Source organism: Paenirhizobium cremeum, assembly GCF_022884085.1.
In the GTDB taxonomy this organism is placed as follows: Bacteria; Pseudomonadota; Alphaproteobacteria; order Rhizobiales; family Rhizobiaceae; genus Allorhizobium; species Allorhizobium cremeum.
In genome coordinates this window covers 57987-84965 of the sequence record NZ_JAGGCS010000002.1, presented here as the reverse complement: position 1 = coordinate 84965, position 26979 = coordinate 57987, and the positions used below count along the sequence as shown (strand labels likewise).

The 26979-nt window shown below is 63.5% G+C and carries 22 protein-coding genes; 14 read left to right on the top strand and 8 right to left on the bottom strand.

Going from position 1 to position 26979, the window contains the following annotated elements; all coding sequences use genetic code 11:
• Nucleotides 1-4: 4 nt before the first annotated feature.
• Nucleotides 5-1093 (top strand): efflux RND transporter periplasmic adaptor subunit, encoded by a 1089-nt coding sequence (locus tag J5N58_RS03860; protein ID WP_113447785.1) that lies wholly within the window; start codon nucleotides 5-7, stop codon nucleotides 1091-1093.
• Nucleotides 1090-4149 carry an efflux RND transporter permease subunit gene (locus tag J5N58_RS03855; protein WP_244709753.1) on the top strand — a complete coding sequence of 1020 codons (3060 nt, stop codon included), beginning with the start codon at nucleotides 1090-1092 and terminating at the stop codon, nucleotides 4147-4149. The genes J5N58_RS03860 and J5N58_RS03855 overlap by 4 nt, the downstream gene beginning before the upstream one ends.
• A gap of 16 nt (nucleotides 4150-4165) precedes the next feature.
• Here J5N58_RS03855 and J5N58_RS26045 read toward each other — a convergent pair whose 3' ends face one another.
• The 6 genes from J5N58_RS26045 to speB all read right to left on the bottom strand — a co-directional run bounded on the left by J5N58_RS26045 (nucleotide 4166) and on the right by speB (nucleotide 10247).
• Nucleotides 4166-4444: a helix-turn-helix domain-containing protein gene (locus J5N58_RS26045; RefSeq protein ID WP_425314452.1), complete on the bottom strand. Its 279-nt coding sequence runs from the start codon at nucleotides 4442-4444 to the stop codon at nucleotides 4166-4168.
• Nucleotides 4445-5228: 784 nt separating this feature from the next.
• Nucleotides 5229-6029: an ABC transporter permease gene (locus J5N58_RS03850; protein ID WP_113424372.1), complete on the bottom strand. Its 801-nt coding sequence runs from the start codon at nucleotides 6027-6029 to the stop codon at nucleotides 5229-5231.
• Nucleotides 6026-6880: an ABC transporter permease gene (locus J5N58_RS03845; protein ID WP_244709751.1), complete on the bottom strand. Its 855-nt coding sequence runs from the start codon at nucleotides 6878-6880 to the stop codon at nucleotides 6026-6028. The genes J5N58_RS03850 and J5N58_RS03845 overlap by 4 nt, the downstream gene beginning before the upstream one ends.
• Nucleotides 6877-7908, bottom strand: coding sequence for an ABC transporter ATP-binding protein (locus tag J5N58_RS03840; RefSeq protein WP_113424370.1), 1032 nt, complete (start codon nucleotides 7906-7908; stop codon nucleotides 6877-6879). Before J5N58_RS03840 ends, J5N58_RS03845 begins: the two co-directional genes overlap by 4 nt.
• A gap of 95 nt (nucleotides 7909-8003) precedes the next feature.
• Nucleotides 8004-9092, bottom strand: coding sequence for an ABC transporter substrate-binding protein (locus tag J5N58_RS03835; RefSeq protein WP_112829192.1), 1089 nt, complete (start codon nucleotides 9090-9092; stop codon nucleotides 8004-8006).
• Nucleotides 9093-9191: 99 nt separating this feature from the next.
• Complete coding sequence (speB, locus tag J5N58_RS03830; RefSeq protein ID WP_113340880.1) at nucleotides 9192-10247, bottom strand: agmatinase; 1056 nt, start codon at nucleotides 10245-10247, stop codon at nucleotides 9192-9194.
• A gap of 179 nt (nucleotides 10248-10426) precedes the next feature.
• On the opposite strand from speB, the gene gcvA reads away from it, so the two are divergent.
• The 12 genes from gcvA (at nucleotide 10427) to J5N58_RS03770 (ending at nucleotide 23515) form a co-directional block, all read left to right on the top strand.
• Nucleotides 10427-11473, top strand: coding sequence for a transcriptional regulator GcvA (gene gcvA / locus J5N58_RS03825; RefSeq protein ID WP_113340881.1), 1047 nt, complete (start codon nucleotides 10427-10429; stop codon nucleotides 11471-11473).
• A 38-nt stretch (nucleotides 11474-11511) separates the two neighbouring features.
• Complete coding sequence (locus tag J5N58_RS03820) at nucleotides 11512-12687, top strand: aminotransferase (RefSeq protein WP_244710086.1); 1176 nt, start codon at nucleotides 11512-11514, stop codon at nucleotides 12685-12687.
• A 9-nt stretch (nucleotides 12688-12696) separates the two neighbouring features.
• A complete protein-coding gene (locus J5N58_RS03815) occupies nucleotides 12697-13914 on the top strand; it encodes a TIGR03862 family flavoprotein (protein WP_244709749.1) in 1218 nt (405 codons plus the stop codon).
• Nucleotides 13915-14021: 107 nt separating this feature from the next.
• Nucleotides 14022-14885, top strand: coding sequence for a PfkB family carbohydrate kinase (locus J5N58_RS03810; RefSeq protein ID WP_244709747.1), 864 nt, complete (start codon nucleotides 14022-14024; stop codon nucleotides 14883-14885).
• 85 nt (nucleotides 14886-14970) lie between these two features.
• The gene (locus J5N58_RS03805; RefSeq protein ID WP_113340885.1) at nucleotides 14971-15252 is read left to right on the top strand and encodes a DUF982 domain-containing protein; all 282 of its coding nucleotides are present in this window, start codon (nucleotides 14971-14973) and stop codon (nucleotides 15250-15252) included.
• Nucleotides 15253-15409: 157 nt separating this feature from the next.
• Nucleotides 15410-16330, top strand: coding sequence for a LysR family transcriptional regulator (locus J5N58_RS03800; protein WP_113424365.1), 921 nt, complete (start codon nucleotides 15410-15412; stop codon nucleotides 16328-16330).
• Nucleotides 16331-16458: 128 nt separating this feature from the next.
• Nucleotides 16459-17991 carry an ABC transporter substrate-binding protein gene (locus J5N58_RS03795; protein WP_113444280.1) on the top strand — a complete coding sequence of 511 codons (1533 nt, stop codon included), beginning with the start codon at nucleotides 16459-16461 and terminating at the stop codon, nucleotides 17989-17991.
• A 302-nt stretch (nucleotides 17992-18293) separates the two neighbouring features.
• On the top strand, nucleotides 18294-19244 hold the full coding sequence (locus J5N58_RS03790) for an ABC transporter permease (protein WP_244709745.1): 951 nt from the start codon (nucleotides 18294-18296) through the stop codon (nucleotides 19242-19244).
• Nucleotides 19241-20101, top strand: a complete 861-nt coding sequence (locus tag J5N58_RS03785) for an ABC transporter permease (RefSeq protein WP_113340889.1) — start codon at nucleotides 19241-19243, stop codon at nucleotides 20099-20101. Before J5N58_RS03790 ends, J5N58_RS03785 begins: the two co-directional genes overlap by 4 nt.
• Nucleotides 20098-21081, top strand: coding sequence for an ABC transporter ATP-binding protein (locus tag J5N58_RS03780; protein ID WP_244709742.1), 984 nt, complete (start codon nucleotides 20098-20100; stop codon nucleotides 21079-21081). The genes J5N58_RS03785 and J5N58_RS03780 overlap by 4 nt, the downstream gene beginning before the upstream one ends.
• Nucleotides 21078-22079 (top strand): ABC transporter ATP-binding protein, encoded by a 1002-nt coding sequence (locus tag J5N58_RS03775; RefSeq protein WP_244709740.1) that lies wholly within the window; start codon nucleotides 21078-21080, stop codon nucleotides 22077-22079. The genes J5N58_RS03780 and J5N58_RS03775 overlap by 4 nt, the downstream gene beginning before the upstream one ends.
• Nucleotides 22080-22120: 41 nt before the next feature.
• Nucleotides 22121-23515, top strand: coding sequence for an amidase (locus J5N58_RS03770; RefSeq protein ID WP_113466397.1), 1395 nt, complete (start codon nucleotides 22121-22123; stop codon nucleotides 23513-23515).
• 6 nt (nucleotides 23516-23521) lie between these two features.
• On the opposite strand, the gene J5N58_RS03765 is transcribed toward J5N58_RS03770, so the two are convergent.
• Nucleotides 23522-25963 carry a GcvT family protein gene (locus J5N58_RS03765; protein WP_113466396.1) on the bottom strand — a complete coding sequence of 814 codons (2442 nt, stop codon included), beginning with the start codon at nucleotides 25961-25963 and terminating at the stop codon, nucleotides 23522-23524.
• Nucleotides 25960-26883 carry a choline/ethanolamine kinase family protein gene (locus tag J5N58_RS03760; protein ID WP_244709738.1) on the bottom strand — a complete coding sequence of 308 codons (924 nt, stop codon included), beginning with the start codon at nucleotides 26881-26883 and terminating at the stop codon, nucleotides 25960-25962. The genes J5N58_RS03765 and J5N58_RS03760 overlap by 4 nt, the downstream gene beginning before the upstream one ends.
• Nucleotides 26884-26979: the final 96 nt, after the last annotated feature.

The window sequence follows — 26979 nt, the reverse complement described above, 5'->3', positions numbered from 1 at the left end:
GTCCATGCGGCCCGCACGCTCCCTATCCATCCTGCTCACGATCGCCCTCCTGTCCGGTACCGCGGCGACCACCTTCGCCACGGCTGCCGAGACGCAGGAAAGCGAAAGCCCCTCCCTGACCGTCAATGTCGTCAAGCCTGCCAAGCGTGAATGGCCGGAAAGCGTTCCGGCAACCGGCTGGCTGAAGCCCTGGCATGAAGCAATAATCGCTTCCGAACTCGCCGGCCTCCGGATCACGGACGTACTGGTCGATGTCGGGTCGGTGGTCAAGAAGGGTCAGCCGCTGGTGCAGCTTGCCAAGGATTCCCAGCTTGCCGAACTCGACAAGCAGAAGGCGTCCGTCGAGACCGCGGAGGCCGATCTCGCCAAGGCCAAGGCCAATGCCGACCGGGCCCGCAAGATCAAGGGCAGCGGCGCGCTTTCCGACGAGTCCGTAAACGACTACCTCATCTCGGAGCAGACCGCGACCGCAAGCCTGAAATCGGCCCGGGCCGATCTGGAAAGCCAGGAGATCAAGGTTGAACAGACGACCATAACGGCTGTCGACGACGGGCTCATCACCTCACGCTCGGCCCAGCTCGGCAGCGTCGTTTCCTCAGGCACGGAGCTTTTCCGGCTGTTGCGGCAGCAGCGCGTCGAGTGGCAGGCGGAGGTCTCCGCCCAATATCTTCCGCGCATCAAGGACGGACTCGAAGCGGTAATCAAGGGGCCGGACGGCAGCGATGTAAAGGGCAGCGTCAGGCTTGTCGGCCCGACCGTCAGCACCAGCACCGGCCGGGCAATCGTCTATGTCGCCCTGCCGACCACCGATCATCCGCCCGAAGGTCTATACGCCAGCGGGCAGATCAACCTCCAGACGACTGCTGCGCTGACCGTGCCGGAGGCGGCGATCGTCTATCGTGACGGCATCAACTACGTCTTCACCGTCAACGACAAGAGCCGGGTAACACGCGTTCGGGTCGAAACAGGCCGCCGCAACAATGCAGAAGTCGAGATCGTATCCGGTCTAGAGGGAGCCGAAAGCATCGTGAAATCCGGCGGCGCCTTCCTCTCTGACAATGCCCTCGTCAGGGTTGAAGGAGACAGCAAGTGAACATATCCGCCTGGTCGATCCGCAATCCCGTCCCAGCCCTGCTTCTGTTCATCCTTTTGACGGTGATGGGCCTCCTCTCTTTCGGCAAGCTGGCGGTCCAGAACTTTCCCGATATGGATTTGCCTACCATCAAGATCAGTGCATCGCTTGAAGGAGCGGCACCCGAGCAGCTTGAAACTGAAGTGGCGCGTAAGATCGAGGACAACCTCGCCTCCCTCAGCCTGCTGGATCACATCACCACGACGATCACCGATGGCTCGGTCTCCATCAGCGTGTCCTTCCAGCTGGAAAAAGACAGCGAAGAGGCGCTGAACGAAGTCCGCAACGCCGTCGATAGCACGACAGACCTTCCTTCTGAGATGGACAGTCCCAGCATCACGAAAGTCACCGTGCAGAGCTCGCCGCTGCTAACCTTCGCGGTCCGCTCGCAGCGTCTCAATGAGACGGAACTCTCCTGGTTTGTCGACAACGACATGAAAAAGGCTCTGCTGGCCGTTTCCGGCGTCGGTGATGTCAGCCGTATCGGCGGCATCGACCGCGAAGTGCATGTGGACCTCAACCCCTCGGTCATGGCATCGATGGGCGTCACGGCCGAAACCGTCTCCTCCACCCTCAAATCCGTTCAGGGAGACACCTCGGGCGGACGCGGTGAAGTCGGCGACCGCAGGCAGAACATCCGTACCCTCGGCGCCGTCGATTCCGTCGAGGCCCTGAAGGATATCGCCATCCCTCTGTCGGACGGTCAGCTTGTCCGCATCGGCGACGTCGGCACCGTGACGGACAGTTTTTCCGAACGCTCCTCTTTCGGTCATCTGGACGGCGAACAGGTCATTGGCGTGCAGGTCAAGCGCAACAGCGGCTTCTCCGACACAGGCGTTGCATCCGACATCCGCACGGCGATGACGTCGTTCGCAGCCCAGCATCCCGACGTCGAGATCACCGAGGCCTACACCACGGTCGAGCCGATCATCGAGAACTATGACGGCTCGATGGAGATGCTCTACGAAGGCGCGCTACTCGCCGTCGTCGTCGTCTGGTTATTCTTGCGGGACTGGCGGGCCACGATCCTGTCGGCGATTGCGCTGCCCCTGTCGGTCATTCCGACTTTCATCGTCATCCATTACGCCGATTTCAGCCTCAACACTATCACGCTTTTGGCCCTGTCGCTCGTGGTCGGCATTCTCGTCGATGACGCGATCGTGGAAGTTGAGAACATCGCCCGACATCTGCGAATGGGAAAGTCCCCTATGGATGCCGCGCTCGAGGCCGCGGATGAAATCGGACTGGCGGTTATCGCCACGACATTCACCCTTGTTGCCGTATTCCTGCCTACGGCTTTCATGAGCGGTATTCCGGGCCTCATTTTCCGGCAATTCGGCGTGACCGCGGCGGTCGCGGTTCTGGCGTCCCTACTGGTCGCCCGCCTGCTGACGCCGATGATGGCCGCCTATGTCATGAAGGCCGGCGTTGAAGAGAAGGAAGACGGAAGGATCATGCGCACCTATATGCGCGTGGTGAAATTCTGCCTGGGCCATCGCCTTCTGACCATGCTCGGGGTCGCCATTTTCGTTGGGCTTTCCCTGTCGGCGATACCATTCCTGAAATCGGGTTTCATGCCGGCATCGGACGATTCACAGACGCAGGTCACGCTGACCCTGCCGCCGGGCAGCACGCTCGATCAGACCAATGCGATCACGCAGCAGTCGGCCAAGATCATTGCCGGCGTGCCCAACGTCACGCATGTGTTCTCGGCGGTCGGCACGGCCTCGTCGGGCGGTGTCGACTCGACCACGACGACCGATGTGACAACCGCTACCATCGTTGTAGACCTGACGAACATCAACGACCGCGATGTCAAGCAAACCGAGATCGAAAACGATATCCGCAAGGCCTTGAGCGGAGTGGCCGGTACGCGGGTCGAAGTCGGAAGCGGCGGCAACGGCACAGAACTGGAGATCACGCTTGCCAGCGATGACAATGACGCCCTCGACAAGGCCAGTTCCTCCCTGGAAGAACAGTTGCGCACCCTCAAGGGGATCGGTGCCGTCACCTCCAGCGCATCGTTGCAGGCGCCCGAAATCCAGATCGTTCCTGATCTGACGCGGGCCGCCGCACTCGGCGTCACATCCGATGCCATCGCCCAGGCAGTTCGCGTTGCCACCTATGGGGACTATTCCTCGTCCATGGCGAAGCTCGATCTGCCGCAGCGGCAGCTGTCCATACGCGTGCGCTTCAACTCCGACAGCCGTACATCGCTCGACAGTATCGCCAACCTTCAGGTCGCGGGCGCCAACGGTAACGTCAATCTGGGCGCCGTCGCCGATATCCGTATCGGCGGCAGCCCTTCGGAGATCGACCGCATCGACCGCTCGCGCAACGTAACGCTGACGGTGGAGCTGAACGGGCGTATCCTCAACGACGTTTATAGCGAAGCCAAGAACCTGCCGGCGCTCAAGAACCTGCCGGAGGGCGTTCACCTGGTCGAACAGGGCGAATTGCAGCGAAGCTCAGAGCTGTTCCAGAGTTTCGGGACAGCCATGGCAATCGGCGTCTTCTGCATCTATGCGGTCCTGGTGATCCTGTTCCACGATTTCCTGCAGCCACTGACCATCCTGATGGCGCTGCCGCTGTCGCTGGGCGGCGCGCTGTTGCCGCTGATTATAACTGACACCAGCTTCTCGATGCCCGCAGTCATCGGCCTTCTGATGCTGATGGGCGTGGTGACCAAGAATTCCATCCTGCTGGTGGAATACGCGATCATGTCACGACGCAATGGCATGTCGCGTTTCGACGCGCTGGTCGACGCCTGCCACAAGCGGGCGCGTCCGATCATCATGACGACCATCGCCATGGGTTGCGGCATGCTGCCTGCGGCCCTGAGCCTCAGCGGCGGCGACTCCAGTTTCAGGCAACCGATGGCCATCGTCGTGATCGGCGGCCTGATCACTTCCACCTTCCTCAGCCTGCTCGTGATCCCGGTGATCTTCACCTTCATCGACGATTTCCTGCAGAAACTGCGGAGGCTGTTCGGAATCACCCCAAATCCGGCAGCCTGATGAGTTGCCCGGGCGGTCACGCCCGGGCAACTTTTCCCGACGTGAGCACCCAGGGCAAACCATGTCGGAATACTTGCAACGGCAGCGTCGTATCTGGCGTCGACGCAGGCCGGACACCAGACCCAGTTTCGGCGCCGTCTCGACTGCGAGATCCCAAAATGCCGGTCTCGCGCTTGAAGAAGTGGCTGACATAGGTCTGGTCGGAGAAACCGAATTGGGTTGCGATATCCTGGACGGATCTTGCCGATCGTTCCAGGTGCTGGCTCGCTTTCTGGACAATGCGCTTTTGGATCAAACCTGAGAAATCAGCTCATTCGATGCTCAGATCGTCACGCAGTAATCGACCATCGCCGAGGATCATTTCGAAGTTGGATAGCCAAGCCGATCGCGCTGGCCTGTGCCTCTTCTCGCTTTCCTGGTTGCCCACCGGACTAAAGGCCATGATGTCGAGTCGGCGGGCGAGAGGAGGCTCGCATCTATCCGGTAACACGCCATACCGTCGAAAAAGGGATGGGAGGAACATAACTTGGGGGTGGGGACGTCATGTTCCTCCCACGGCATCTATCGTGGCTAGGGGCCCGTCCGCCATGCGGTGCGAAACGGTTCCGATAGATGCCGTACCGGTTCCCTGGGAACAGGGAACCGATCGTGTCTATCGGGGCCTCACCAAGTGGCGAAAGACGCTCCGCCGGATCGCGATACGCCACCGTCGCACGCATGAAGCAGCGCCGGCAAACCCGCGGATACCCTGGCATTGAACTGGAAATCTCCGCGCCTGAAGCGCGTCGCTGAAACGCTTTTATCCCTGCCCTGCAGGGATTTCCGGCCGGTTTCCGGCCCCGGACCCATAGATCCGATCACATCCGCGACGATCGCGGCCTGTCCTGTGCACGTCATGTGCCCCATTCCCCATCTCTCACCATCCGCCACGTCATGCGCGGAGTCCCGTCCTGGAACGGTAAAAGAGTTAGGCCGCAAATCTGAATGAATTGATAAAATGAGGATAAAATTCTTGGTTTCCGCAAAATAAAGATCGTGCCGGCGGCTGAGCCCCCCGCCGGCAATTCCGAGGCGGTCTGTCAGCGGTCGTCGGCCGCCATCGCCCCCAGCAATTTCGGCAGGTCGCCGAATCTTGCGACGAGGCCGAAGACGATGGCAGCGACCACGACGAAAAGGATCGTCACGGAGGCCATGGTCGGCGTGTAGCCATAGCGGAGCGCGTTGAAGATCTTGATCGGCAGGGTCTCCATGGTGAAACCGACCGTCATGTAGGCGACGATGTATTCGTTGAGCGACAGCACGAAGGCGAAGGCATAGCCGGATACCAGATAGGGCCTGATCAGCGGCAGGACCACGGTGCGGAAAACCGTCTTGTCATCCGCGCCCATGGTCGACGCCGCCTCGACCAGAGAGCGGTCGATGGCCGAGAAGCCGAGCGAAAGTGTCACGAGCGGCAGCGTCACGAAGAAGATCGCGTGGCCGATGACCGCCGTCCATGGCTGGCCGTAAAAACCCGTCGTTGCCCAGAAGGTCAGGAGACCGAGCGCCGTGATGACGGGCGGAAGCGTAAACGGCGCGATGCCGAGGACCTGGAAGATGTTCGCCCAGGGCGCAAGCCTGCGCCACAGGAACCAGGCAAGCGGAAGCGCGATGGCGACCGCAAGCGCGGCAGAGGCAAGCGCCAGCCCGAGGGAAGCGAAGAAAGCCGAACGCCAGCCGGCATCTTCGAAGATCGCTCCGTACCAGGAGAGCGAAAACCCCTGGGGCGGAAAGGTCAGGCTCTGCTTCTCGTTGACCGAAACGCCGGCGACGACGACGATGGGAGCCGCCAGAAAGATCGCGATCAGGACGAAATAGATCCGCGTCAGCACCGTGTTCATGCCGTCTCTCCCTTGCGTCCGATGAAGAGGGTGAGCGCCACCATGCCGAGCGTGACAAGCACGAGGAACACCGCCATGGCCGCCGCGAACGGCATGTTGGACTGGTAGATCGCCTGATCGGTAATCAGCACCGACAGTGTCCAGTGCTGCGGCCGTCCGAGGATCTGCGGCAGGAGATAGGAACCGAGCGCGAAGATGAAGACCATGATGAGCGTTGCGACGATGGTGTTGCGCAGCGCCGGCACCACGACGGTGAAGAAGGCGCGGATCGGCGAAGCGCCGAGCGTCCGCGCGGCTTCCGTCAGCGTCGGATCGAGCCGCACCAGCGCGGGATAGAGAACCAGCACCGTATAGGGCAGCGCCTGATAGGTCATGCCGGTCAGCACCGCGCCGAAATTCGGCATCAGCGCCATGGGCTTTTCCATGAGGCCGATCATGACCAAAAGGTTGGTGATGCCGGCGGTGCGCGAGAAAAGCGTCGACCAGGCAAAGCCGATGATGACTTCGGACAGCGACAGGATCGACAGCAACGCGACGAGCCAGACCACCTGTGTGCGTCGCGACACGCGCGTCAGGAGATAGGTGAAGGGCACGCCGAGCACGACGCAGACCACCGCGACCGAGATCGCCAGCATCAGCGAAAAGCCGAGGACGCCGGCGAAGAACGGACTGATGAAGCGGGCGTAATTGTCGAACACGAAGGCCGGTTCGTAGAAGCCGCCCTGCTGCCGCTTGAAGAAGCTAACGGCGATCATCGTGCCGAAGGGCACGACGAAGAACAGGATCAGCATGCCCGCCGGGAAGGCGAGCGGCGCATAGTCGAGCGCTTTCTGCGGGGGGTCGCGCCTCATGCCGGCAGCACCACGGCCGTCTGCGGATCGATCACCACGCCGACCTCCTGACCGATGCTGACCACCGGCCGCTCGCGCGGTGTGGAAACCGCGATCACTTCCGAACCGCGAATATCGACGAAGGTCTCGATAGTGCCGCCGAGATCGCGGATGAAGGTGACACGGCCGGTAAGACGCCCCTCGCCCGGCGCCGAAAGATGGATATCCTCGGGGCGGACCGAAAGGCTGCAGGCGCTTTGGCCGCTCGCCGCAATGCCTTCGACCGGCTGGCCGAGCACGAGCGTGCGGCCGCTTTCGACGGTGAGCGGCAGAAGATTGGTGGAGCCGATGAAATCCGCGACGAAACGGTCGGCCGGCTTGCGGTAGATCTCGATCGGGCTTGCCGCCTGACGGATCTTGCCGCCGTTCATCACCACGACGGTATCGGCCATGGTCATGGCTTCGCGCTGGTCGTGGGTCACGACGATGGTGGTGATGCCGAGCTGCTGCTGCAGCTTGCGCAACTCCACCTGCATGGCCTCCCGCAGTTTGGCGTCCAGCGCCGAAAGAGGCTCGTCGAGCAGGAAGAGCTTGGGCGAGATGGCCAGCGCCCGGGCAATCGCCACGCGCTGCCGCTGGCCGCCGGAAAGCTTGGTCACGGGACGGTCGGCATAACCCGGCAGGTGGATCATGGCGAGCAGTTCCTCGACGCGCTTCACCTGCTGCTCGCGACCGATGCCGCGGATGCGCAAGGGATAGGCGATGTTCTCGCCGACGGTGAGGTGCGGAAACAGCGCCAGCGACTGGAAGACCATGCCGAGATTGCGCTTGTGCGTCGGGACCCGCGTGATGTCCTCACCGTCGAGCACGATCGATCCGCCGGTCGGAAGGTCGAGCCCGGCGATCATTCGAAGCAGCGTGGTCTTGCCGCAGCCGGACGGGCCGAGCATGCACACGAAAGTACCGTGCGGCACGTTCAATTGCACGTTGTCGACCGCCGTGAAGGGGCCGAATTGTTTCGTGACATCGTTGAGCGACAGTCCGGACATCATGTCTCCGCAAAAGTTCCGATGGCAGTGGGGTGAAGGTCGCATGACCCTCACCCCACCTCAAGTGCTGGATTGGTTTTTCGTTCAGGCGTCGATCAACCGACGATCAGTTCGGTCCACTTCTGGTTCAGCCAGTCGGATTTGGTTTGATAGAGGTCGTAGCGCGGGGTGATCGGCTCGATATCGGAAGACACGGCAGCGAATTCTTCCGCCGTCAGGTCGAGCAGTTCGCGCTTGACGGTCGGAGCCGTGCCGACCTTGCGCGACAGCGTCGCCTGGATCGAGGGCTGGCACATGTAGTCGATGAAGATGTGGGCTTCCTCGGTCTTGGTCGATGCGCGCGACAGGGCCCAGCAACCGGAATCCTGAATGCCGCCTTCCTTCGGGAAGGTGGAGCGGACCGGATTGCCGTCTGCGGCGGCAAGGCCGGTGACGTCGTGGTAATACTGGCCCATCGGGATTTCGCCCGACTTCAGCGCCTGTTCGAACTGGGCTTCGTCACGATACCAGAGACGGACGTTCGGCTTGACCTCGGCGAGCTTTTCGAAGGCCTTGAGAATGCCTTCCTCGGTGTCGAGCGCATTGGTGCCGCCGAAATAGGTCTTGGCCGTCACTTCCAGGAGGAAGGAGTTGGAGACCAGCGCCAGAAGACCGAGCTTGTCCTCGTTTGCCGGGTCCCAGAGCGCGGACCAGGAGGTCGGGGCTTCCTTGTAGACATCCGTGTTGGTGACGAGCGTGATATACCATGCAACGGCGCCGACACCGGCAACGCGGCCATCCGGATACTTGTTGACGAAGCGGTCGATCAGGCCGGAAGCGTTCTTGATCTTGCCCATGTCGAGTGGCGCCCACAGATCGGTGGACTGGCCCTTGAGCATCGAAACCTGCGACATCATCGAGAGGTCGGCGGGCGCCTGGCCGGCCTTTGCCGCCTGCTCGAGCTGCACCAGCCATGCTTCACCGGTCGGCTCGGCGACGGACTCGACCGCGATGCCGGTCGCCTTGGTGAATTCCGGGAAGATGTTCTTGTCGAAGGAATCCTTGAAGTAGCCGCCATAGACGCCGACCTTCAGCGACTTGTCCTGGGCGCGCAGGATCGAGGGCATGGCGAGCATGCCGGCGCCGGCAAGCGAGCCGGCCAGCACGCCGCGGCGGCTGACGGAAGCGTTGAGGATGTTTTTCATGGTCCTGTTCCCTTGTCTTCGTTGCTTGGTTTTCGTTGGTTGTCTTGAAGTCGAACCCGGGGCGCCTGATAGCGCCGTCCCGGGCAAAATGCCAGTTGCTCAACGGCCCTTGATCGCCGGACTATAGACCATGAGGCTCAGGATTTCGAAGAGAACCTGAGCGCCTGCATGGGCGGTATTGTGGGTCGCGTCGTACTGCGGCGCCACTTCGACGACATCGCCGCCGACCAGATTGATGCCCTTCAGGCCGCGGAGGAGTTCGAGCACCTCACGCGAGGAAAGGCCGCCGACCTCGGGCGTGCCGGTGCCGGGCGCGATGCTCGGGTCGAGGCTGTCGACGTCGAAGGAAAGATAGGTCGGGCCGTCGCCGACGATCTTCCTCGCTTTTTCGATGATCGCCGGAATGCCGAGCCCGGTCACTTCCTCGGCATGGATGACGGTCATGCCGGAATCGTAGGAGAACTCCCACAGATATTCGGCCGGGCCGCGAATGCCGATCTGGATGGTGCGCGTCGGATCGAGCACGCCGTCGAGCACCGCATTGCGGAACGGACCGCCGTGGTGGAACTTGGTCTGGTCGAAGGCACCGCCGGTATCGCAATGGGCATCGATATGGATCATACCGACCGGACCATGCTTCTTGGCGACGGCCTTCAGGATCGGGTGGCTGATCGAATGGTCGCCACCGACGGAAAGCGGCAGCAAGCCGGCCTCGACGATCTTCGAGTGATGCTTCTCGATATCCTCATGGCTGAGTTCCAGCCGGTAGCGGCTGGAGAACGGCACGTCGCCGATATCGGCGACCTTGAGGTCGAAGATCGGCGCGCATTCCAGAACATGGTTGTAAGGCCCGATGCGGTCGATGGCGCGCAGCGCCCGCGGCCCGAAACGCGAGCCCGGACGGTTGGACACGCCGAGATCCATCGGCACGCCGACGATCGCAACCTGCAGGTCCCCGAAATCCGGCGCTGCCGGATCGATCGGGCGATGCGGCGCGGACAGGAAAGTCGGGACACCGGCATAGGGCGCGGCGCGGGTTCCGTTGGAGAAGATCTTCTCCCCGACCTTGGCGAACTTCTCGTCGAAGATCTCGCCGGCCTTGTCGCTACCGTATTTCGCGCGCAGTTCCTGAAGTCGCTTTTCGTCGAAGGTCATTTCGTCTTTCACCCCTGCTCGCCGACGCCCTGCGCAACAGGAGTTCCCGCCGCGGGCGACTGTTTAATCGGCAGTTTTTGCGCCTGCCTCTATTGTGAGCATTAAGCCGCAAAGGGGTAGAAAAGCAATTCACGATGTTATAGCAATCGACGTGAGAAAAACTAACAAGCATAAGAACCATGTCCCATCGCCTGCCACCCCTCAATCCGTTGCGCGCCTTCGAGGCAGCGGCGCGGCGCGGATCGATTTCGGCGGCGGCCCGCGAGTTGAACGTCACGCACGGCGCGGTCAGCCACCAGATCAAGTCGCTTGAGGAAACGCTGAAGGCGCAGCTCTTCGAACGCGGCGGCAAACGGCTGAAACTGACCCCGCAGGGCGCCTTGCTGCTGCCCGCCGTCTCCTCAGCCTTCGACGGCATCGCCGCCGCCACCGCGCTGATGAACCGGCCAACCACCAGCGGCAATCTCAGGATTTCCTGCGTGCCCGCCCTGCTCTCCCTCTGGCTCGTGCCGCGCATGGGCAATTTCAGCGAGCAATATCCCGATATCAGCCTCACGCTGACCTCGAGCAACGATCCGAACCTCATCTATTCGACCGACATCGACATCGCCATTCTCTACGGCCCCGGCGGCTGGCGCGACTGCTGGACAAGGCTGTGGAGCACGCTGAACCTCTTTCCCGTCGCCTCGCCCTCGCTCCTCAATTCCCGGCCGCTCAGATCGGTGCGCGACCTGCGCGACCATGTGCTGCTGCATGGCGACGACGGACAGGAATGGAATACCTGGCTCGCCGCCGCCGACCAGCTCGACATGCCACGTCACCGGGAACATTTCTTGAGCGATGCGCGGCTTTCCACGGAGGCCGCCCGCCACGGCCAGGGCATTGCGCTCGGCGACAGCATTACGGCCTCGAGCCTGATCGCCTCGGGCGAACTGATTATTCCCTTCGATCTCTCAGTGCCCGCCACCAACGCCTTTTACGTCGCGACGCGAAACGAAGTGCGCGCAGCGCCGATCGCGCGCGTCTTCATCGACTGGCTTTTCGCGACCCTTGAAAACGAACGCGGCACCCAGCCGCTGCCCTCGCTGCGCCCGGCACACAGAGGCCGCAGCATTCGAAGCGCCAGCGGAGCCGCCGGCGCGAAGACGCCGGACAAGACCACGACCATATCACGCGCCCGAAAGGCGACGGCCTCCTCTGCGAGGAAGACCGCCTCCAAGGCTTGAACCAACCACCAGAAGACATCAGGACTGCCGAAATCACCATGCCCTCCGCCTCGTTCAACTCGCTCGTCTCCCGCCTGTCGCCCCCGCCGGTGCCGTCCGTCTTCGCCTGGGCCCGCGCCTATGACGGCGGCCGCGGCCCGCTGATCGACCTGTCGCAGGCCGTCCCCGGCTACGCGCCGCATCCGGACCTGCTTGTCTGGCTCGGAGAGGCCGCCGCTTCCCGCGCATTCGCCGGCTACGGCCCGATCGAGGGCGAAACCGACCTGCGCAAGGTCTATGCGGCAGATGTCGCGGAAATCTACGGCGCGCCGGTCGACGCGCAGAACATCCACATCACCTCCGGCTGCAATCAGGCCTTTATGGCTGTGGCGATGGCGATCGCCGGTCCGGGCGACAAGGTGGCGCTGACCGAGCCTTTCTACTTCAACCAGGAAACCACGCTCGCCATGATGGACATCGAGCGCGTATTGGTGCCGCTCGATCCGGCAAAGGGTTTCGTACCGGATGTCGACGCGGTCCGCGCGGCACTGGCGAAGGGCATCAAGGCCATTGCGCTCGTCTCGCCGAACAATCCGACCGGCGCGATCTATCCCGCCGATCTGCTGCGGGAGATTTTCGAAGCCTGCCGTCAGGCCGGCGTCTGGCTGATCCTCGACGAGACCTATCGGGACTTCCTGCCGCAAGGTGACAAGCCGCACGATCTCCTGTCCATTCCCGGCTGGGAAGACAACCTGATCCTGCTTTATTCCTTCTCCAAGTCCTTCTGCATTCCGGGTCATCGTCTTGGTGCCGTCACCGCCGGCCCGAAAGCCGTCGCGGAAATTGCCAAGGTGATGGACAACCTGCAGATCTGTGCGCCCCGCGCGCCGCAGGCCGCAGTCGCCCGCGCCATTCCGGCGCTGCGCGACTGGCGCAACGACAACCGCAAGGAAATCCTGAAGCGGGCGGACACGCTGAAGGGTGTCATGGCGAAGCTGCCGGACTGGAAGATGGATTCGCTCGGCGCCTATTTCGCCTTCATCCGCCATCCCTTCGAAGGCAGGCCTTCCGCGCTGGTGGCCGAGAAGCTCGCCCGCGAAGCCGGTGTCGTCTGCATTCCCGGCGCCTATTTCGGCGAGGCGCAGGAAGGCTATCTGCGCTTTGCCTTCGCCAATGCGGATTCGGCAACGATCGACGCCCTGACGGATCGCCTCTTGGGCTTCCGGCTGGATTGAGAGCAAGAAATGGTGGCGAAACGGATCGCGATCATCGGCGGCGGGCCGGCGGGGCTGATGGCGGCGGAAGAGCTTTCCCGCGCCGGCCATGCCGTCACCGTCTACGAGGCGATGCCGACCGTTGGCCGGAAGTTCCTGCTCGCGGGTAAATCCGGCCTCAACATCACCCATGCCGAACCCTATGAGCGTTTCGTCACCCGCTTCGGCACGGCGGGCGAAAGGCTGCGGCCGGCGCTGGATGCCTTTACCCCGGAGGATATCCGCAGCTGGGCGGCAGCACTCGGCACGGAAACCTTTATCGGCACATCGGGCCGCGTCTTCCCCAAGGCCATGAAGGCCTCGCCGCTGCTGCGCGCCTGGCTGAAACGGCTGGAGACGCAGGGCGTCACGATCCTGACGAGGCATCGCTGGACCGGCTTCGACGGGGATACTTATCGCATAGAGACACCGGAGGGCGAAAAGCGGATCGAGGCCGATGCGGTGCTTCTGGCGCTCGGCGGCGCGAGCTGGCCGAAGCTCGGTTCCGATGCCGGCTGGACCACCTGGCTTCGCGAAAAGAATGTCGACATCCATGATTTCCGGCCGGCCAATTGCGGCTTCGACTGCGCATTCTCGCAAACCTTCCTCGACCGCTTCGCCGGCGAACCGCTGAAATCCGTGACCGCGACGAGTGCGGCCGGCACCATTCCCGGCGAATTCGTCATCAGCCGTCACGGCATCGAGGGCAGCCTCGTCTATGCCCATGCCGCAGCACTGCGCGACGCGCTTGCCACCGCCGGCAGGGCCAGCCTCGTTCTCGACCTTGCGTCGGGCCGGACGCGGGAAAGACTGGTGCGCGATCTGGCGAGACAGGACGCCAAGGCGAGCTTTTCCAACCGGCTGCGCAAGGCGACCGGCCTCGATGGCGTCAAGACCGCCCTGCTGCGGGAACTCGTTCCCGACGCCAATTGTCTCGATGCGGAAGCGCTTGCCGGCCTCGTCAAGGCGCTGCCCTTGCCCGTCGCCTCACCGCGCCCAATCGCCGAAGCCATCTCCTCGGCCGGCGGTATTTCCTTCGACAGCATCGATGATCGTTTCATGCTGAAGGCGCTGCCCGGAAGCTTCGTTTCAGGCGAAATGCTCGACTGGGAGGCCCCGACGGGAGGTTATCTGCTGACCGCCTGCCTCGCCACCGGCAAGGCGGCGGCATCCGGCATCCGGCAATGGCTTGACGTCAAGGCAGGCTGACGCCGGCAATCGCCGCTCTTGAACAGACGGCGGCTTCCCGCCATCCTGACCGGGGGAGCGAAAAGCAATCGCAACAATGATCGTATAGGGCAGGGAAACACGTCCACATGCAGCGCGAAACACCAGCCGGCAACGACCCGGTCGTCGTCATCGGCCACGTCAACCATGACCGCGTCTGGCGGCTGAAGGAACCGCTGCGCCCCGGCGGCCGCATCGCCTGGATCGACCGCACCGTGCGCCTCGGCGGGGGTGGCTATTATACCGGCGGCATGCTGCGCGCGCTCGGCCGGAACGTCGAGCTTGTCACGACGCTTGCCGATGACGAGCACGGCCGGGGCGCCCTGGAAGAACTCAGGCGGGAAGGGTTTGGCACAGACCATGTGACCCTCGGCGAGGGTGAGACGGAATTTGCCGAAATCTTCCTCGACCCGACCGGCGAACGCACCATTCTCGGCAGCACCAAACGCATCGCCCGCCACTTCAAGCTTGAGCGCCCGCTTCAGGCGGGGGCCTTCTACGTCAACGGCATGCAGCTTTCGGACGCAATCGTCGCTTCGCTCGACAAGGCGGCGCTTGTCGTCTCGCAGTTTCCATTGAGGAACCCGACGCCCCGCCCCGCCGATGTGATCGTCGGCTCCAGGGCCGATTTTCCGGGCCAAGGCCTCGATGAAATCTGGCAGGCGGCGCGCACGATAGCGGGCAATCGCCTGAAGGACCTGATGCTGACCGACGGGCCGAATGAAATCTCCGTCTATGACGGCCGGAACGAAACCCGCGTCGTCGTGCATGAAAGGGTGGTGACCGCCGACACCATCGGAGCAGGCGACAGTTTCAGCGGCGCGCTGCTCCATGAGCTGCTGAACGGCATGCCGATCACCGCCGCCGCCGCATCGGCCTGCGAAAGAACCGCCGACTGGCTTCGCCGCCGGGACGCAGCGACAGCGACGGTCGATCCCGCAGGCTCAATCTGACGCCTTGGGCACTCCGGAAAATTTTGTCGTTCCGATGGAACCTCGATGACATCAGGGAGTTAGGGCGGTCGCAATGGAGGATGTAATGATCCACACCACACCCACCTGGAACGAACCCGTCGAACTGAAACTGCAATGCGGACTGACGAGAAGCTTCAAGGAAGCCTATGACGCCCTCTACTTCCTGGAGGAGGAATGGCCGGTCCGGCACGGCGCCGCCTATCAACGCGCCAAGCGCTGGTGCGGCATGGCCCTGGAAACGGACAGGGCTTCCGACATCGCACGCAAGGCCTTTGTCGAGGCCGCCCGCAAGGCAGGTCTGCTGGATAAAGGCTCTACGCCGGACAGCGCAAACGATCCGGAATAGGAAAACGCTCGCCTGAGGCTCGAACATCCCGGCCGACGTGGCCCCCTCTCCTGGGCGCCTTCTGGGCCGGACTTGTCTCAGGACGAGCAAGTCCCTACGAATTTCATCGGCGGCGGGAACGAACCCGCCGGTGAAAACGGGGACGGCAAATCCTGACATGCAGATTAGGGCTCTGATCTATTTCGACGAACTGGTGCGCGCCCGCTCGATCCGGGCCGCGGCGGACAAGCTCAACATCCAGCCGACGGCGCTCGCCCGCCAGATCGACCAGCTCGAACATTATTTCGGAACGCCGCTCGTCGAGCGCTCGAGCCGCGGGGTGCGGCTGACATCCGCCGGCGAACTGCTGGCCGCCCGCGCCGGCAAGACGCTCAGGGAACTCGACCACGTCCGGCAACTGATCGACGATCTCGAAGGGCTGAAGCGCGGCCACGTCAACATCTTCGCAAGCGGCGCCACGGTCGCCAATCTGCTCGCACCGGCGCTTGCCGATTTCAGCCTGAAATTCCCCAAGATCCGCTTTTCCGTGACCATCGCCTCCGCCCGCGCGGCGATCGAGGCCGTGGCCAATGCCGAGGCCGACATCGCCGTCACGCTGTTTTCCGAACCCGAACCGGGAACCAAGGTGCGCCTGCGCGCCGAGATCGTCTACGACGTCATCGCCGCCGCCGACCATCCGGCGGCAAGCCATGCCGAGCTGACGGTTCCGCAACTGGCCGCCTATCCGCTCGCGGTGCCGGACCGCTCTTTCGGCGCGCGGCTCGCCTTCGATGCGCTGTTCAAATCGGCCGGTGTCACGCTCGATCCGGTCTTCGTGACCAGTTCGCTGGAAATGCAGAAGGAACTGGTGCTGCGGGGCGCCGCCGTAACCCTGCTGCCGGCATTGACCGTGCTGCGCGAATGCCGTGCGGGGCAACTGGTGGCGATCCCGATTGCCGGAAACAGGGGCATCCGCACCCCGATCGAGCTTTGCGTCGCCTCGGACCGCCAGTTGTCCTTTGCTGCGACAAAACTGCTCGATGCCATAGACCGCTTCATGCGTGAGGCCATGCCCCGCGCGACGGGCAAAAGAGTGTAGCGATTTTCGATACACGGAGAACACAAAAAACCGCATTGTGTGCGCGCCAACGAGATGCCAGTATTTTTTGCACCGCGCCATCGGCTAAACTGCCGAAACAGAACGAGCGCCAGGAACAGGGGAATTTCATGACCAATGCTTTGCTTGCCGCAGGTCTCGCCGGACGGAAAACCTTCCGAAGCTTCGCCCTCGGCCTTGCCGCCACGGCGGCCATCGTGTTTTCCGGCTCCGCTTTCGCCGCGCAGAAGGATCTGACGCTCGGCATGGCGGTCGAGCCGACCGGCCTCGACCCGACGGTTGCAGCACCCGTCGCCATCGGCCAGGTGACGTGGCAGAACATTTTCGAAGGCCTCGTCACTATAGACCGCGACGGCAATATCCAGCCGCAGCTTGCCACGAGCTGGGACATTTCCGCAGACGGGCTGACCTACACCTTTCATCTTGCCGAAGGCGTGAAGTTCCATGACGGGGAAGCCTTCGATTCCTCCGTCGCCAAGACTTCGCTCGACCGCGCCCGCGGCGCCGACAGCGTCAATCCGCAGAAGCGCTTCTTCGCCGCCATCGACACCATCGAGACACCCGATGCGGCAACGCTGGTGCTGAAGCTGAAGGAGCCGGCCGGAAGCCTGCTCTATTGGCTCGGCTGGCCGTCGTCCTCCATCGTCGGCACGAAGAGCGCGGCCGACGACAAGACCACGCCGATCGGCACCGGCCCGTTCAAGTTCGTCAGCTGGGCAAAGGGCGACAAGGTCGAACTCGAGGCCAATCCGGACTACTGGAACAAGGACCGGCAGGTGAAACTGGAAAAGGTCACCTTCCGCTTCATCTCCGACCCGCAGGCACAGGCCGCCGCGCTGAAATCCGGCGATGTCGACGCTTTCGCGGAATTCAGCGCTCCGGAACTCGTGGAAACCTTCAAGGACGATCCCAGGCTTGCGACCGTGATCGGCAATACCGAGCTCAAGGTCGTGGCCGGCATGAACAACGCCCGCAAGCCGTTCGACGACAAGCGCGTCCGTCAGGCGCTGATGATGGCGCTTGACCGCTCCGTCATCGTCGAGGGCGCGCGGTCCGGCTACGGCACGCCGATCGGCAGCCACTACACGCCGAACGACCGCGGGTATATCGATCTCACCGGGGTCTACCCTTACGATCCGGAAAAGGCCAAGGCTCTGCTGGCCGAGGCCGGCTATCCGAACGGCTTCAGCTTCACCATCAAGACGCCGCAGATGGCCTACGCCCCGAGCAGCGCCCAGGTGATGCAGGCGATGTTCGCCGAAATCGGCGTGACGATGAACATCGAGCCGACCGAGTTTCCGGCCAAATGGGTGCAGGACGTCCTGAAGGGTCGCGACTACGAGATGACCATCGTCGCCCATGCCGAGCCGATGGACATCGATATCTATGCCCGCGATCCCTACTACTTCAACTATAAGAACCCGGCCTTCAACGACCTCCTGAAGAAGATCGAGGCAACTTCCGACACCGCCGAACAGGACAAGCTCTACGGCGAAGCCCAGAAGATCCTCGCCGAGGACGTTCCGGCGCTCTTCCTTTTCGTCATGCCGAAGCTCGGCATCTGGGACAGGAAACTCAAGGGCCTCTGGGAAAACGAGCCGATCCCGTCCAACGTGCTGACCGAGGTTTATTGGGAAGAGTGAGTGTCGCCCGCACGCCTCGCTGAGAGACGAGCCATGAGCATTGCACCCCCCTCTGCCCTGCCGGGCATCTCCCCCTCAAGGGGGGAGATCGCAGGTGGATATCACCAGCCATGCCGATCGGTGTCGAGCCGCGCTGAAAGGCTATCCCCCCGACAGATGACGAAGAAGAACCGATCCTCGATGTCGACCGAAGCATACACAGGGCAACCGTCACCGATCTCCCCCCTTGAGAGGGGTGGATTGACTGGACAGCAAAAACAAAACACGGAAAGGCAACGTCAGCATAACGGGAGCTTACCCCCATGCTGACGCTTCTCGCCCGCCGCATCGCCGGCCTCGTCCTGACGCTTCTTGCCGTTTCGGCCCTGATCTTCATCGTCATGGATATCCTGCCGGGCGATCCCGCCTCGATCATGCTGGGCATGTCGGCAAGTCCCGACACATTGGCAGCGCTGCGCCATGAACTCGGCCTCGACCAGCCGCTCGTCATCCGCTACCTGCAATGGCTGGCCGGCGTGGCGACAGGCGATCTGGGAAAATCCTACACCTATGGCGTTCCGGTTGCCGGCCTGATCGCAGAAAGGCTCGCCGTGACGCTGCCGCTGGCGCTGATGGCGATCCTGATTTCGATGGCGATCGCCATTCCGCTCGGCGTGGTTTCCGCCAGCCGACGCAATTCGGCGGTCGATTACGCCGGCGGCTTCGTTTCCCAGCTTTTCATCGCCGTTCCGGGTTTCTGGGTGGCGCTGCTGCTGATCCTCGCCTTCTCGATGAGCCTCGGCTGGCTCCCGGCCGGCGGTTTTCCCGGCTGGCAGGCGGGCATCATCGCCGGTCTCGAAGCGCTTCTCCTGCCGGCCGTGGCGCTGGCGCTGCAACAGGCGGGCGTGCTGACCCGCGTCACCCGCTCTTCGGTTCTGGAAGTGCTGAACGAGGATTTCGTCCGCACGGCGCGCGCCAAGGGCCTCTCCCGCCGCGCCGCACTCTGGCGCCATGCCGTGCGCAACGCGCTGGTGCCGGTCGCGACCATTCTCGGCCTGCAATTCACCTTCCTGATCGCCGGCGCCGTGCTGATCGAAAATGTCTTCAACCTGCCGGGGCTCGGACGGCTGGCGCTTCAGGCGCTCTCCCAGCGGGACATCATCGTCCTGCAGGATGTGGTCCTGTTCTTCGCGGCACTGGTCATCACAATGAATTTCCTCGTCGATCTTTCCTACCTGCTGCTCGACCCTAGACTGAGGGGGCGCAGCCGATGAACGCCGCCACGCCTGCAACCGGGCGTACCCGCCCCTGGCTCGCCTTTCGCCGTCCGAACCTTGCGATCGGCGCGACGATCATCGTGTCTCTCGTGGCCATCGCCCTCGTCTCGCTGGTCTGGACGCCCCTGCCGCCGGCGAAGATGCAGATCGTCCACAAGCTGAAAGCCCCGCTCATTCACGGCCTCCTCGGCACCGACCAGTTTGGCCGCGACATCGCCTCCATGCTGATGGTTGGCGCATGGAACTCGCTGTCGACCTCGGCCGCAGCCGTCGCCATCGGCGCTTCGCTCGGCACCCTCCTCGGCGTTTTCGCCGCCGCCCGGCGCGGTTTGACGGAAGCCTTCGTGATGCGCGTCAGCGACGTGATCTTCGCCGTGCCGCCGATCCTCTCCGCCATGATGCTCGGCGCTCTGATCGGCACCGGGCGGTTTACCGCCATCATCGCGATTGCCGTCTTCATGGTTCCGGTCTTCGCCCGCGTGACTGCGGGTGCCGCCCTGCAGATCTGGTCGCGCGACTATGTGCTCGCCGCCCGCGGGGCCGGCAAGGGCGGCTTTCTCATCACCGTGGAGCATGTTCTGCCCAATATCGCCAACCAGATCATCGTGCAGGTCACGATCCAGCTCGGCCTTGCGATCCTGACCGAAGCGGGCCTGAGCTTCCTCGGCCTCGGCATGCCGCCGCCGGCCCCGACCTGGGGCCGCATGCTGGCGGACGCCCAGACCTATCTCGCCACCGCCCCCTGGCTGGCCATCATGCCGGGTCTGGCGATCGCGCTCTCCGTCTTCGGCTTCAACATGCTGGGCGACGGATTGCGGGATCTTCTCGACCCTCGCGAAAAGGGGCGTTCATGACAACGGCTCCACTGCTTTCCGTCCGGGATCTCGCCATTTCCATCCGCATGGGCGATGGCAGCCTCACCCCCATTGTCACAGACGTCGCCTTCAACGTGGAGGCCGGCGAAAGCCTTGGCGTGGTCGGCGAAAGCGGCTCGGGCAAGTCGCTCCTGTCGCTCGCCATCATGGGCCTTCTGCCGGGTGTGGCGGAAGCGACCGGGACCATCGCCTTCGAAGGCGAAAACCTGCTGGCGGCATCGGAAGATCGCCTCTGCCACATCAGGGGCAACCGGATCGGCATGATCTTTCAGGAGCCGATGACCGCGCTCAATCCGGCCATGACCATCGGCGACCAGATCGCCGAGGGCCTTGTCTGGCACCAGGGCATGTCATGGCGCGATGCCCGGAGCCAAGCCGTCGACCTGCTCGACCAGGTGCGCATTCCCGATGCGGCGCGGCGGGCAAAGACCTATCCGCACGAAATGTCCGGCGGGCAGCGGCAGAGGGTCGGCATCGCCATCGCGCTTTCGCTCAAACCCGCGCTGATGATCGCCGACGAGCCGACCACGGCGCTCGATGTCACCGTGCAGGCGGAAGTGCTCGACATTCTCGACGACCTCGCCCGCGAACACGGCATGGCGCTGATCCTCGTCAGCCACGACCTCGGCGTCATCGCCCGCATGTGCCGGCGCACCATCGTCATGTATGCCGGCCGCCGGATGGAGGAAGGCGGCACCCGCGAGGTGCTGACCGAGCCGCGCAATCCCTATACCCGGGGGCTGATCCGGGCCATTCCGAAGCGGGTGGCGGATGGCGGCCGCCTCCAGACCATTCGCGGCACAGTGCCCGGATTCAACAGGCTGCCCGCCGGCTGTGTTTTCTCCGACCGCTGTCCGGAGCGCATCGACGCCTGTCATACTGCCGAACCCGGCTGGACCCACTTCGATACCAACCGCGGCGTCCGCTGCATCCGGACGATGGAGGAAGGAAACCGATGAGCAAGTCTCCCCTCCTCGATATCCGCGTTCTGTCCCGCGACTATGTCAGCCATTCGCTGGTCGGCACGTCGCACAGCATACGGGCGCTGGACGAGGTGTCTCTCACCGTCGATGGCGGCGAGATCGTCGGCATTGTCGGCGAGAGCGGTTGCGGGAAATCGACGCTTGCCCGGCTGGTGGCGGCGCTCGACAGACCGACATCGGGCCATGTGCTCTTCGATGGCGACGACCTGTTCTCGCTTCGCCCGAAAGATCTCATGCGCAAGCGCGAGAATTTCCAGATGGTGTTTCAGGACCCGTTCGGCTCGCTCGATCCGCGCCAGAAGGTCGAGCGCATCGTCGCCGAACCGCTGCATGTCCTGGCGAGACGGCCCAGCCGCGCGGAAATCCGCGAGAAGGTCGCCGATATGCTGGAAAGCGTCGGCCTGCAGGCGGCCCATGCCGGACGTTATCCGCACGAATTCTCCGGCGGCCAGCGTCAGCGCATCGCAATCGCCCGCGCCCTCGTCACCGAACCGAAGCTGGTCATCGCCGACGAGGCGGTCTCGGCGCTCGATCTCTCGGTACAGGCGCAGGTGCTGAACCTCCTGATGGACCTGCGCGAAAAACGCGGCGTGAGCTTCCTCTTCATCACCCACAATCTCGCCGTGGTCGACTGCATCGCCGACCGGGTCGGCGTCATGTATCGCGGCCGGCTGGTGGAGACAGGGCCGGCGCATCATGTCTTCGAACGGCCGTTTCACCCCTATACGAGGGTGCTGGCCGATGCCGAGCCGAGCATCGAGCGTTTCGGCCGGCCGGCAGCCTCCGAGCGTTCGCCCCCGCCGCCCTCTCGTGCCGATGCCGGCGGCTGCGCCTTTCGCAACCGCTGTCCGCTGGCCATAGCACGCTGCGCCGCCGAGCGGCCGGAACTGCGCATGATCGCGCCGGGACGGCAGGCCGCCTGCCACCGTGCGGAAGACATGGGCGCGGAAGACATGGCCGAAAACGGAAACTAACGCCACAGAACGAATTTTTGAAGCAGAAGGCATAAGCCGAAATGACTGATTTGCTCAATTTGACCATCAAGGACCTTGTCGCCGGTTACCGCGCGAAAACCCTTTCGCCCTATGAATACTGGCTGGCGGTCGAAGCCCGCATCGAGGCCTTCGAACCGCATGTGGCGGCGCTTTACGCCTATGACCCGCAGGGCGCGCGCGAACAGGCCAAAGCCTCCACCGAACGCTGGCTGCGGGATGAGCCATTCGGCCCTCTCGACGGCATTCCGGTCTCGCTGAAGGAACTGATCGCCACCAAGGGGCAGCCCGTTCCGCTCGGCACCGCCGCGGTCGAGCTTCTCCCCGCCGAGGAAGACGCGCCGATTGCCGCGCGTATGAAGGAAGACGGCGCGGTGATCTTCGCCAAGACCACCTGCCCCGACTACGGCATGCTCTCCTCCGGCCTGTCGAGCTTTCACCCGCTCTCGCGCAACCCCTGGGACCTGACGCAGAACCCCGGCGGATCGAGCGCGGGTGCGGCGGCGGCCGGCGCAGCCGGCTACGGCCCCTTGCATATCGGCACGGATATCGGCGGATCGGTGCGCCTGCCCGCCGGCTGGACCGGCCTCTTCGGCTTCAAGCCCAGCCACGGCCGCATTCCCGTCGATCCCTATTATGTCGGCCGCTGCGCCGGCCCGATGACGCGATGCGTCGACGATGCGGCCTTCTCGATGGCGACGCTTTCGCGCCCCGACTGGCGCGACGGCACCAGCCTGCCGCCCAATGATTTCGACTGGATGGACCACGAGATCGACGTGCGCGGCATGAAGATCGGCGTGATGCTGGATGCCGGCTGCGGCCTTGCAGTCGAGACCGAAATTCGTGACGCGGTGCTCGCCGCCGCCAAACGCTTCGAGGACGCGGGCGCGACCGTCTTCGAGGTCGAACCGGTCCTGACGCGCCAGATGCTCGACGGTCTCGACAATTTCTGGCGGGCCAAGTTCTGGGGCGATATCCGCAACCTCAGCGCCGAGCGCCGAGCCAAGATCCTGCCCTATATCTACCAGTGGGCCGAAAAGGGGGCGGATGTCTCCGGCGTCGAGGCGGTGCACGGCTTCGGCCAGACCATCGAGATGCGCAAGACCTGCGGACGGCTCTTCACCACCGTCGATGCGGTGCTCTCGCCGACCAATCCGATCGTCTCCTATCCGGCGGACTGGGCCTCTCCCACCAACGATCCGGAAAAGCCCTTCGAGCATATCGCCTTCACCGTTCCATGGAACATGTCGGAACAGCCGGCGGCCTCGATCAACTGCGGCTTTTCGAAAACGGGCATGCCCATCGGCCTGCAGATCGTCGGTCCCCGCTTCGACGACATGCGCGTGCTGAAGCTGTCGAAACTGTTCGAAACCTGGACCGGCGGCATCACCAACTGGCCGAAACCGCCGTTGGCCTGAACCGGCTCAGGCCTTGATCCGCTCCATGCCAGGATCGAACATCGGCCCGAGATGGATTTCGGCGGGGACCTTTTCCATCGCGACGACGAGTTCGTAGGAACCGCTCGTCAGGTAGTCGTCGCTGACCCCCTCGGCATTGCGGACATAGCCGTAGCCGATTGCCTTGCCGAGCGTGTAGCCATAGCCGCCGCTGGTGAGATAGCCGACCGGCTCGCCGTTGCGCAGGATCGTCTCGCGACCGAGCAGGACGACATCCGGTCCGGCGGTGAACCCCATCAGCCGCTTCTTCAGCGGTTGGCCGGCTACGGCCTCAAGCGCGGAGCGGCCGAGGAAATCGGCGTTACGCTTGAGTTTCACGGCAAAACCGAGCCCGGCTTCAAGCGGCGTATCGTTCGGTGTGATGTCGGAGCCCCAGGCGCGATAGCCCTTTTCCAGCCTAAGCGATTCCAGCGCCCGATAGCCGACCGGCTTGACTCCGAACGGCTGTCCCGCCGCCATCAGGGCATCGAACACCTCGCCGATGGCACCGATGGGGACATGCAGCTCCCAGCCAAGTTCGCCGACATAGGTGATGCGCAGGGCCCGCACCGTACTTCCGGCGATGGCGATTTCCCGCGCATGGCCGAAGGGGAATGCGGCGTTCGAGACATCCGCCTTCGTCACGGCGGCCAGAACGTCCCGTGCCCTCGGCCCCATCAGCGACAGCGTGCCCCAGTCCTCGGTGACATCCACCATCTCCACCCGCGCGCCTGCCGGAACATGGTCGGCGATCCAGCCGAAATCATGGGTGCGGAAGCCTGTGCCGGTGACGATGTAGAACCTGTCTTCGCCGAAACGGGCGACCGTCATGTCCGCCTCGATACCGCCACGGGTGTTGAGAAGCTGGGTATAGGTCAGGCGACCGACCGGCTTGGTCACGTCGTTGGCGCAGATGTGGTCCAGTACCTTCAGCGCATCGGGGCCGGTCACCTCGTATTTGGCGAAGGAGGACTGGTCGAAGATGCCGACGGCTTCGCGCACATGGGCGTGTTCGGCGCCGACCGCATCGAACCAGTTCTGCCGGCCCATCGAGTAGACATCCCGCCCTTCCGTACCCGCGAGGGCAAACCAGTTCGGCCGTTCCCAGCCGAGCTTGGAGCCGAACACGGCGCCATGGGCCTTCAGCCGCTCGTAGAGGGGCGAGGTCAGCCGCGGCCGGCCGCTTTCATATTCCTCATGCGGGAAGGCGACGGTGTAGTGCTTGCCATAGGCCTCGAGCGTGCGGTCGAGCACCCATTGGCGGTCGCGATGCATGCCGGAGAAGCGCCGGATATCGACCACCCAGAGATCGAGCGGCGCTTCGCCATCCACGACCCACTGTGCCAGCACCCAGCCCGCACCGCCGCCGGAAGCGATGCCGAAGGCATTGAAGCCCGCGCCGACAAACATGTTGGAGCATTCCGGCGCGACGCCGAGAATGAAGTTTCCATCGGGAGTAAAGCTCTCGGGGCCGTTAATCATCTGCTTGACGCCGGCCTTTTCCAGCGCCGGAATGCGCTCAATGGCCTGCACCATGTGCTGCTCGAAATGATCGAAATCGTCGTCGAACAGGCGGAAGGCCCATTCGTCCGGCACGTCTCCGGTCGTCCAGGCCTGAGGATTTGGCTCGTAGCCGCCCATCACCAGGCCGCCGACCTCCTCCTTGAAATAGGTGCGGCGGTCCGGATCGCGGATCGTCGGGGCGTCGGTGGCAAGCCCGTCGATCTTCTCGGTGATGATATACTGGTGCTTGACCGGCTGCAGCGGCACGTTGATGCCGGCCATCGCGCCAACCTGACGCGCCCACTGTCCGGCACAGTTCACGACCTTCTCGCAGGCGATGTCGCCGAGCGTCGTCTTCACCGCGACGATGCGGCCGTCCTTCATGTCGAAGCCCGTTACCCGGACGTTCTCGACGATCTTCGCGCCATGCATGCGCGCACCCTTCGCCAGCGACTGGGTAATGTCGGAGGGGCTCGCCTGTCCGTCCGTCGGCAACCAGCTTGCACCGACGAGATCGTCGACATTCATCAGCGGCCACATCCGCTTGACCTCTTCCGGCGAGACCAGATGCATCTCCATGCCGAAGCTGCCGGCGGTGGTGGCAAGACGGCGGAATTCCGTCCAGCGGTCCTGATTGGTGGCAAGCCGCAGGCAGCCGGTCATCTTCCAGCCGGTCGCAAGCCCGGTCTCGGCCTCCAGACCCTTGTAGAGCTCGACCGAATATTTCAGCACGCGGGTAATCGAGGCCGACGAACGCAACTGGCCGACGAGACCTGCCGCATGCCAGGTGGAACCGGAGGTCAGCGTGCCCTGCTCCAAAAGCACCACATCCGCCTTGTGGTCTCGGGCGAGATGATAGGCGGTCGAACAGCCGATGATGCCGCCGCCAATGACGACGATCTGGGCATGGGAAGGAAGCATGGTCATGGAGACGTCTTTCCGTAAAGGCTACGATAATGGTCGAGGGCGACAGCGAGCCGGTCGAGATTTTCAGCGGTGTAGGCGACGTAGTCGGCGCCCGGCGCCGACAGATGCAGTTCCGACACCATGCTCCACATCGCCTCGCGCAGCAGCGAAGCGCATTGCATGGCTGCAAGCGAACGGCGGATGCCGGGATCGGGCGTCGTCCCGAGATAGGTGGCGAGGAAATCATCGGACTGATCGGCCGAAAACCCCGCATTCGAGGTCACCCCGGCAAGATCGAACATCGCCGTCGAGAAGCCGGCATATTCATAATCGATCAGCCACAGACGCTTGCCGTCATCCATGATGTTGGCCGGCAGAAGATCGTTGTGGCCGAAGACGATCGGCAGCGGCGATTGCGCTTTCTCAAGTTCATCGGCAATCGCCAGATAGCCGGGCAGTTCCGCCGTCATGCGGCTTTTGCCCTTCTCCAGCGTGTAGGCGTAATCGCGAATGACATGGAAGGGCCAAAACAGGAAGGCCACGCCCCTGACAAAGCGAGGCATGGTGTCATGAAAATCCCTGAGCAGCCGGGCGATCCGTCCGCGTTCGGCGATCACGTCCTGCGCGGTGAACGTCTTGCCCTCGATGAACCCCGTCACCATCACGCCCGGTTCGGCGTAATGAATGTCCGGGCCGAAGCCCGCGGCCTGCGCGGCCTCGGCCGTCATAAGCTCGCGGTCGCGAAAGACATGGTGAAACGGATAGTCGCTGCCGAAACGCACGACATGCAGACCGCCGGCATCGCGCACCACATAGCTCTCATTGCTGATGCCGCCCTTGAGCAGGGAAATCTCGATCGCACCGTTCCAGCAGGGCAAGGCCCTTATCCGCTCGTCCCCGGCCTTCGGGACGATGGCTTCCGACGGCATGGAAACGCTCATCGCGCCACCCTGCCCGCCTGCTGGCAGGGGCCATCGGACGTCATGAAGGCTGGCTGGTGGAAAGACATGCAGCTTCTCCCGGTCGAACGCTTGAAA

What these genes read in the sequence shown, in the direction of transcription:
- gcvA (WP_113340881.1), top strand. Translation starts at nt 10,427, where the DNA reads ATGTCCCATCGCCTGCCACCCCTCAATCCGTTGCGCGCCTTCGAGGCA.
- J5N58_RS03800 (WP_113424365.1), top strand. Translation starts at nt 15,410, where the DNA reads ATGCAGATTAGGGCTCTGATCTATTTCGACGAACTGGTGCGCGCCCGC.
- J5N58_RS03785 (WP_113340889.1), top strand. Translation starts at nt 19,241, where the DNA reads ATGAACGCCGCCACGCCTGCAACCGGGCGTACCCGCCCCTGGCTCGCC.
- J5N58_RS03835 (WP_112829192.1), bottom strand. Translation starts at nt 9,092, where the DNA reads ATGAAAAACATCCTCAACGCTTCCGTCAGCCGCCGCGGCGTGCTGGCC.
- J5N58_RS03850 (WP_113424372.1), bottom strand. Translation starts at nt 6,029, where the DNA reads ATGAACACGGTGCTGACGCGGATCTATTTCGTCCTGATCGCGATCTTT.
- J5N58_RS03815 (WP_244709749.1), top strand. Translation starts at nt 12,697, where the DNA reads ATGGTGGCGAAACGGATCGCGATCATCGGCGGCGGGCCGGCGGGGCTG.
- J5N58_RS03805 (WP_113340885.1), top strand. Translation starts at nt 14,971, where the DNA reads ATGATCCACACCACACCCACCTGGAACGAACCCGTCGAACTGAAACTG.
- J5N58_RS03770 (WP_113466397.1), top strand. Translation starts at nt 22,121, where the DNA reads ATGACTGATTTGCTCAATTTGACCATCAAGGACCTTGTCGCCGGTTAC.
- J5N58_RS03820 (WP_244710086.1), top strand. Translation starts at nt 11,512, where the DNA reads ATGCCCTCCGCCTCGTTCAACTCGCTCGTCTCCCGCCTGTCGCCCCCG.
- J5N58_RS03795 (WP_113444280.1), top strand. Translation starts at nt 16,459, where the DNA reads ATGACCAATGCTTTGCTTGCCGCAGGTCTCGCCGGACGGAAAACCTTC.
- J5N58_RS03860 (WP_113447785.1), top strand. Translation starts at nt 5, where the DNA reads ATGCGGCCCGCACGCTCCCTATCCATCCTGCTCACGATCGCCCTCCTG.
- J5N58_RS03780 (WP_244709742.1), top strand. Translation starts at nt 20,098, where the DNA reads ATGACAACGGCTCCACTGCTTTCCGTCCGGGATCTCGCCATTTCCATC.
- J5N58_RS03765 (WP_113466396.1), bottom strand. Translation starts at nt 25,963, where the DNA reads ATGACCATGCTTCCTTCCCATGCCCAGATCGTCGTCATTGGCGGCGGC.
- J5N58_RS03845 (WP_244709751.1), bottom strand. Translation starts at nt 6,880, where the DNA reads ATGAGGCGCGACCCCCCGCAGAAAGCGCTCGACTATGCGCCGCTCGCC.
- J5N58_RS03775 (WP_244709740.1), top strand. Translation starts at nt 21,078, where the DNA reads ATGAGCAAGTCTCCCCTCCTCGATATCCGCGTTCTGTCCCGCGACTAT.
- J5N58_RS03840 (WP_113424370.1), bottom strand. Translation starts at nt 7,908, where the DNA reads ATGTCCGGACTGTCGCTCAACGATGTCACGAAACAATTCGGCCCCTTC.
- J5N58_RS03790 (WP_244709745.1), top strand. Translation starts at nt 18,294, where the DNA reads ATGCTGACGCTTCTCGCCCGCCGCATCGCCGGCCTCGTCCTGACGCTT.
- J5N58_RS03810 (WP_244709747.1), top strand. Translation starts at nt 14,022, where the DNA reads ATGCAGCGCGAAACACCAGCCGGCAACGACCCGGTCGTCGTCATCGGC.
- J5N58_RS03760 (WP_244709738.1), bottom strand. Translation starts at nt 26,883, where the DNA reads ATGAGCGTTTCCATGCCGTCGGAAGCCATCGTCCCGAAGGCCGGGGAC.
- speB (WP_113340880.1), bottom strand. Translation starts at nt 10,247, where the DNA reads ATGACCTTCGACGAAAAGCGACTTCAGGAACTGCGCGCGAAATACGGT.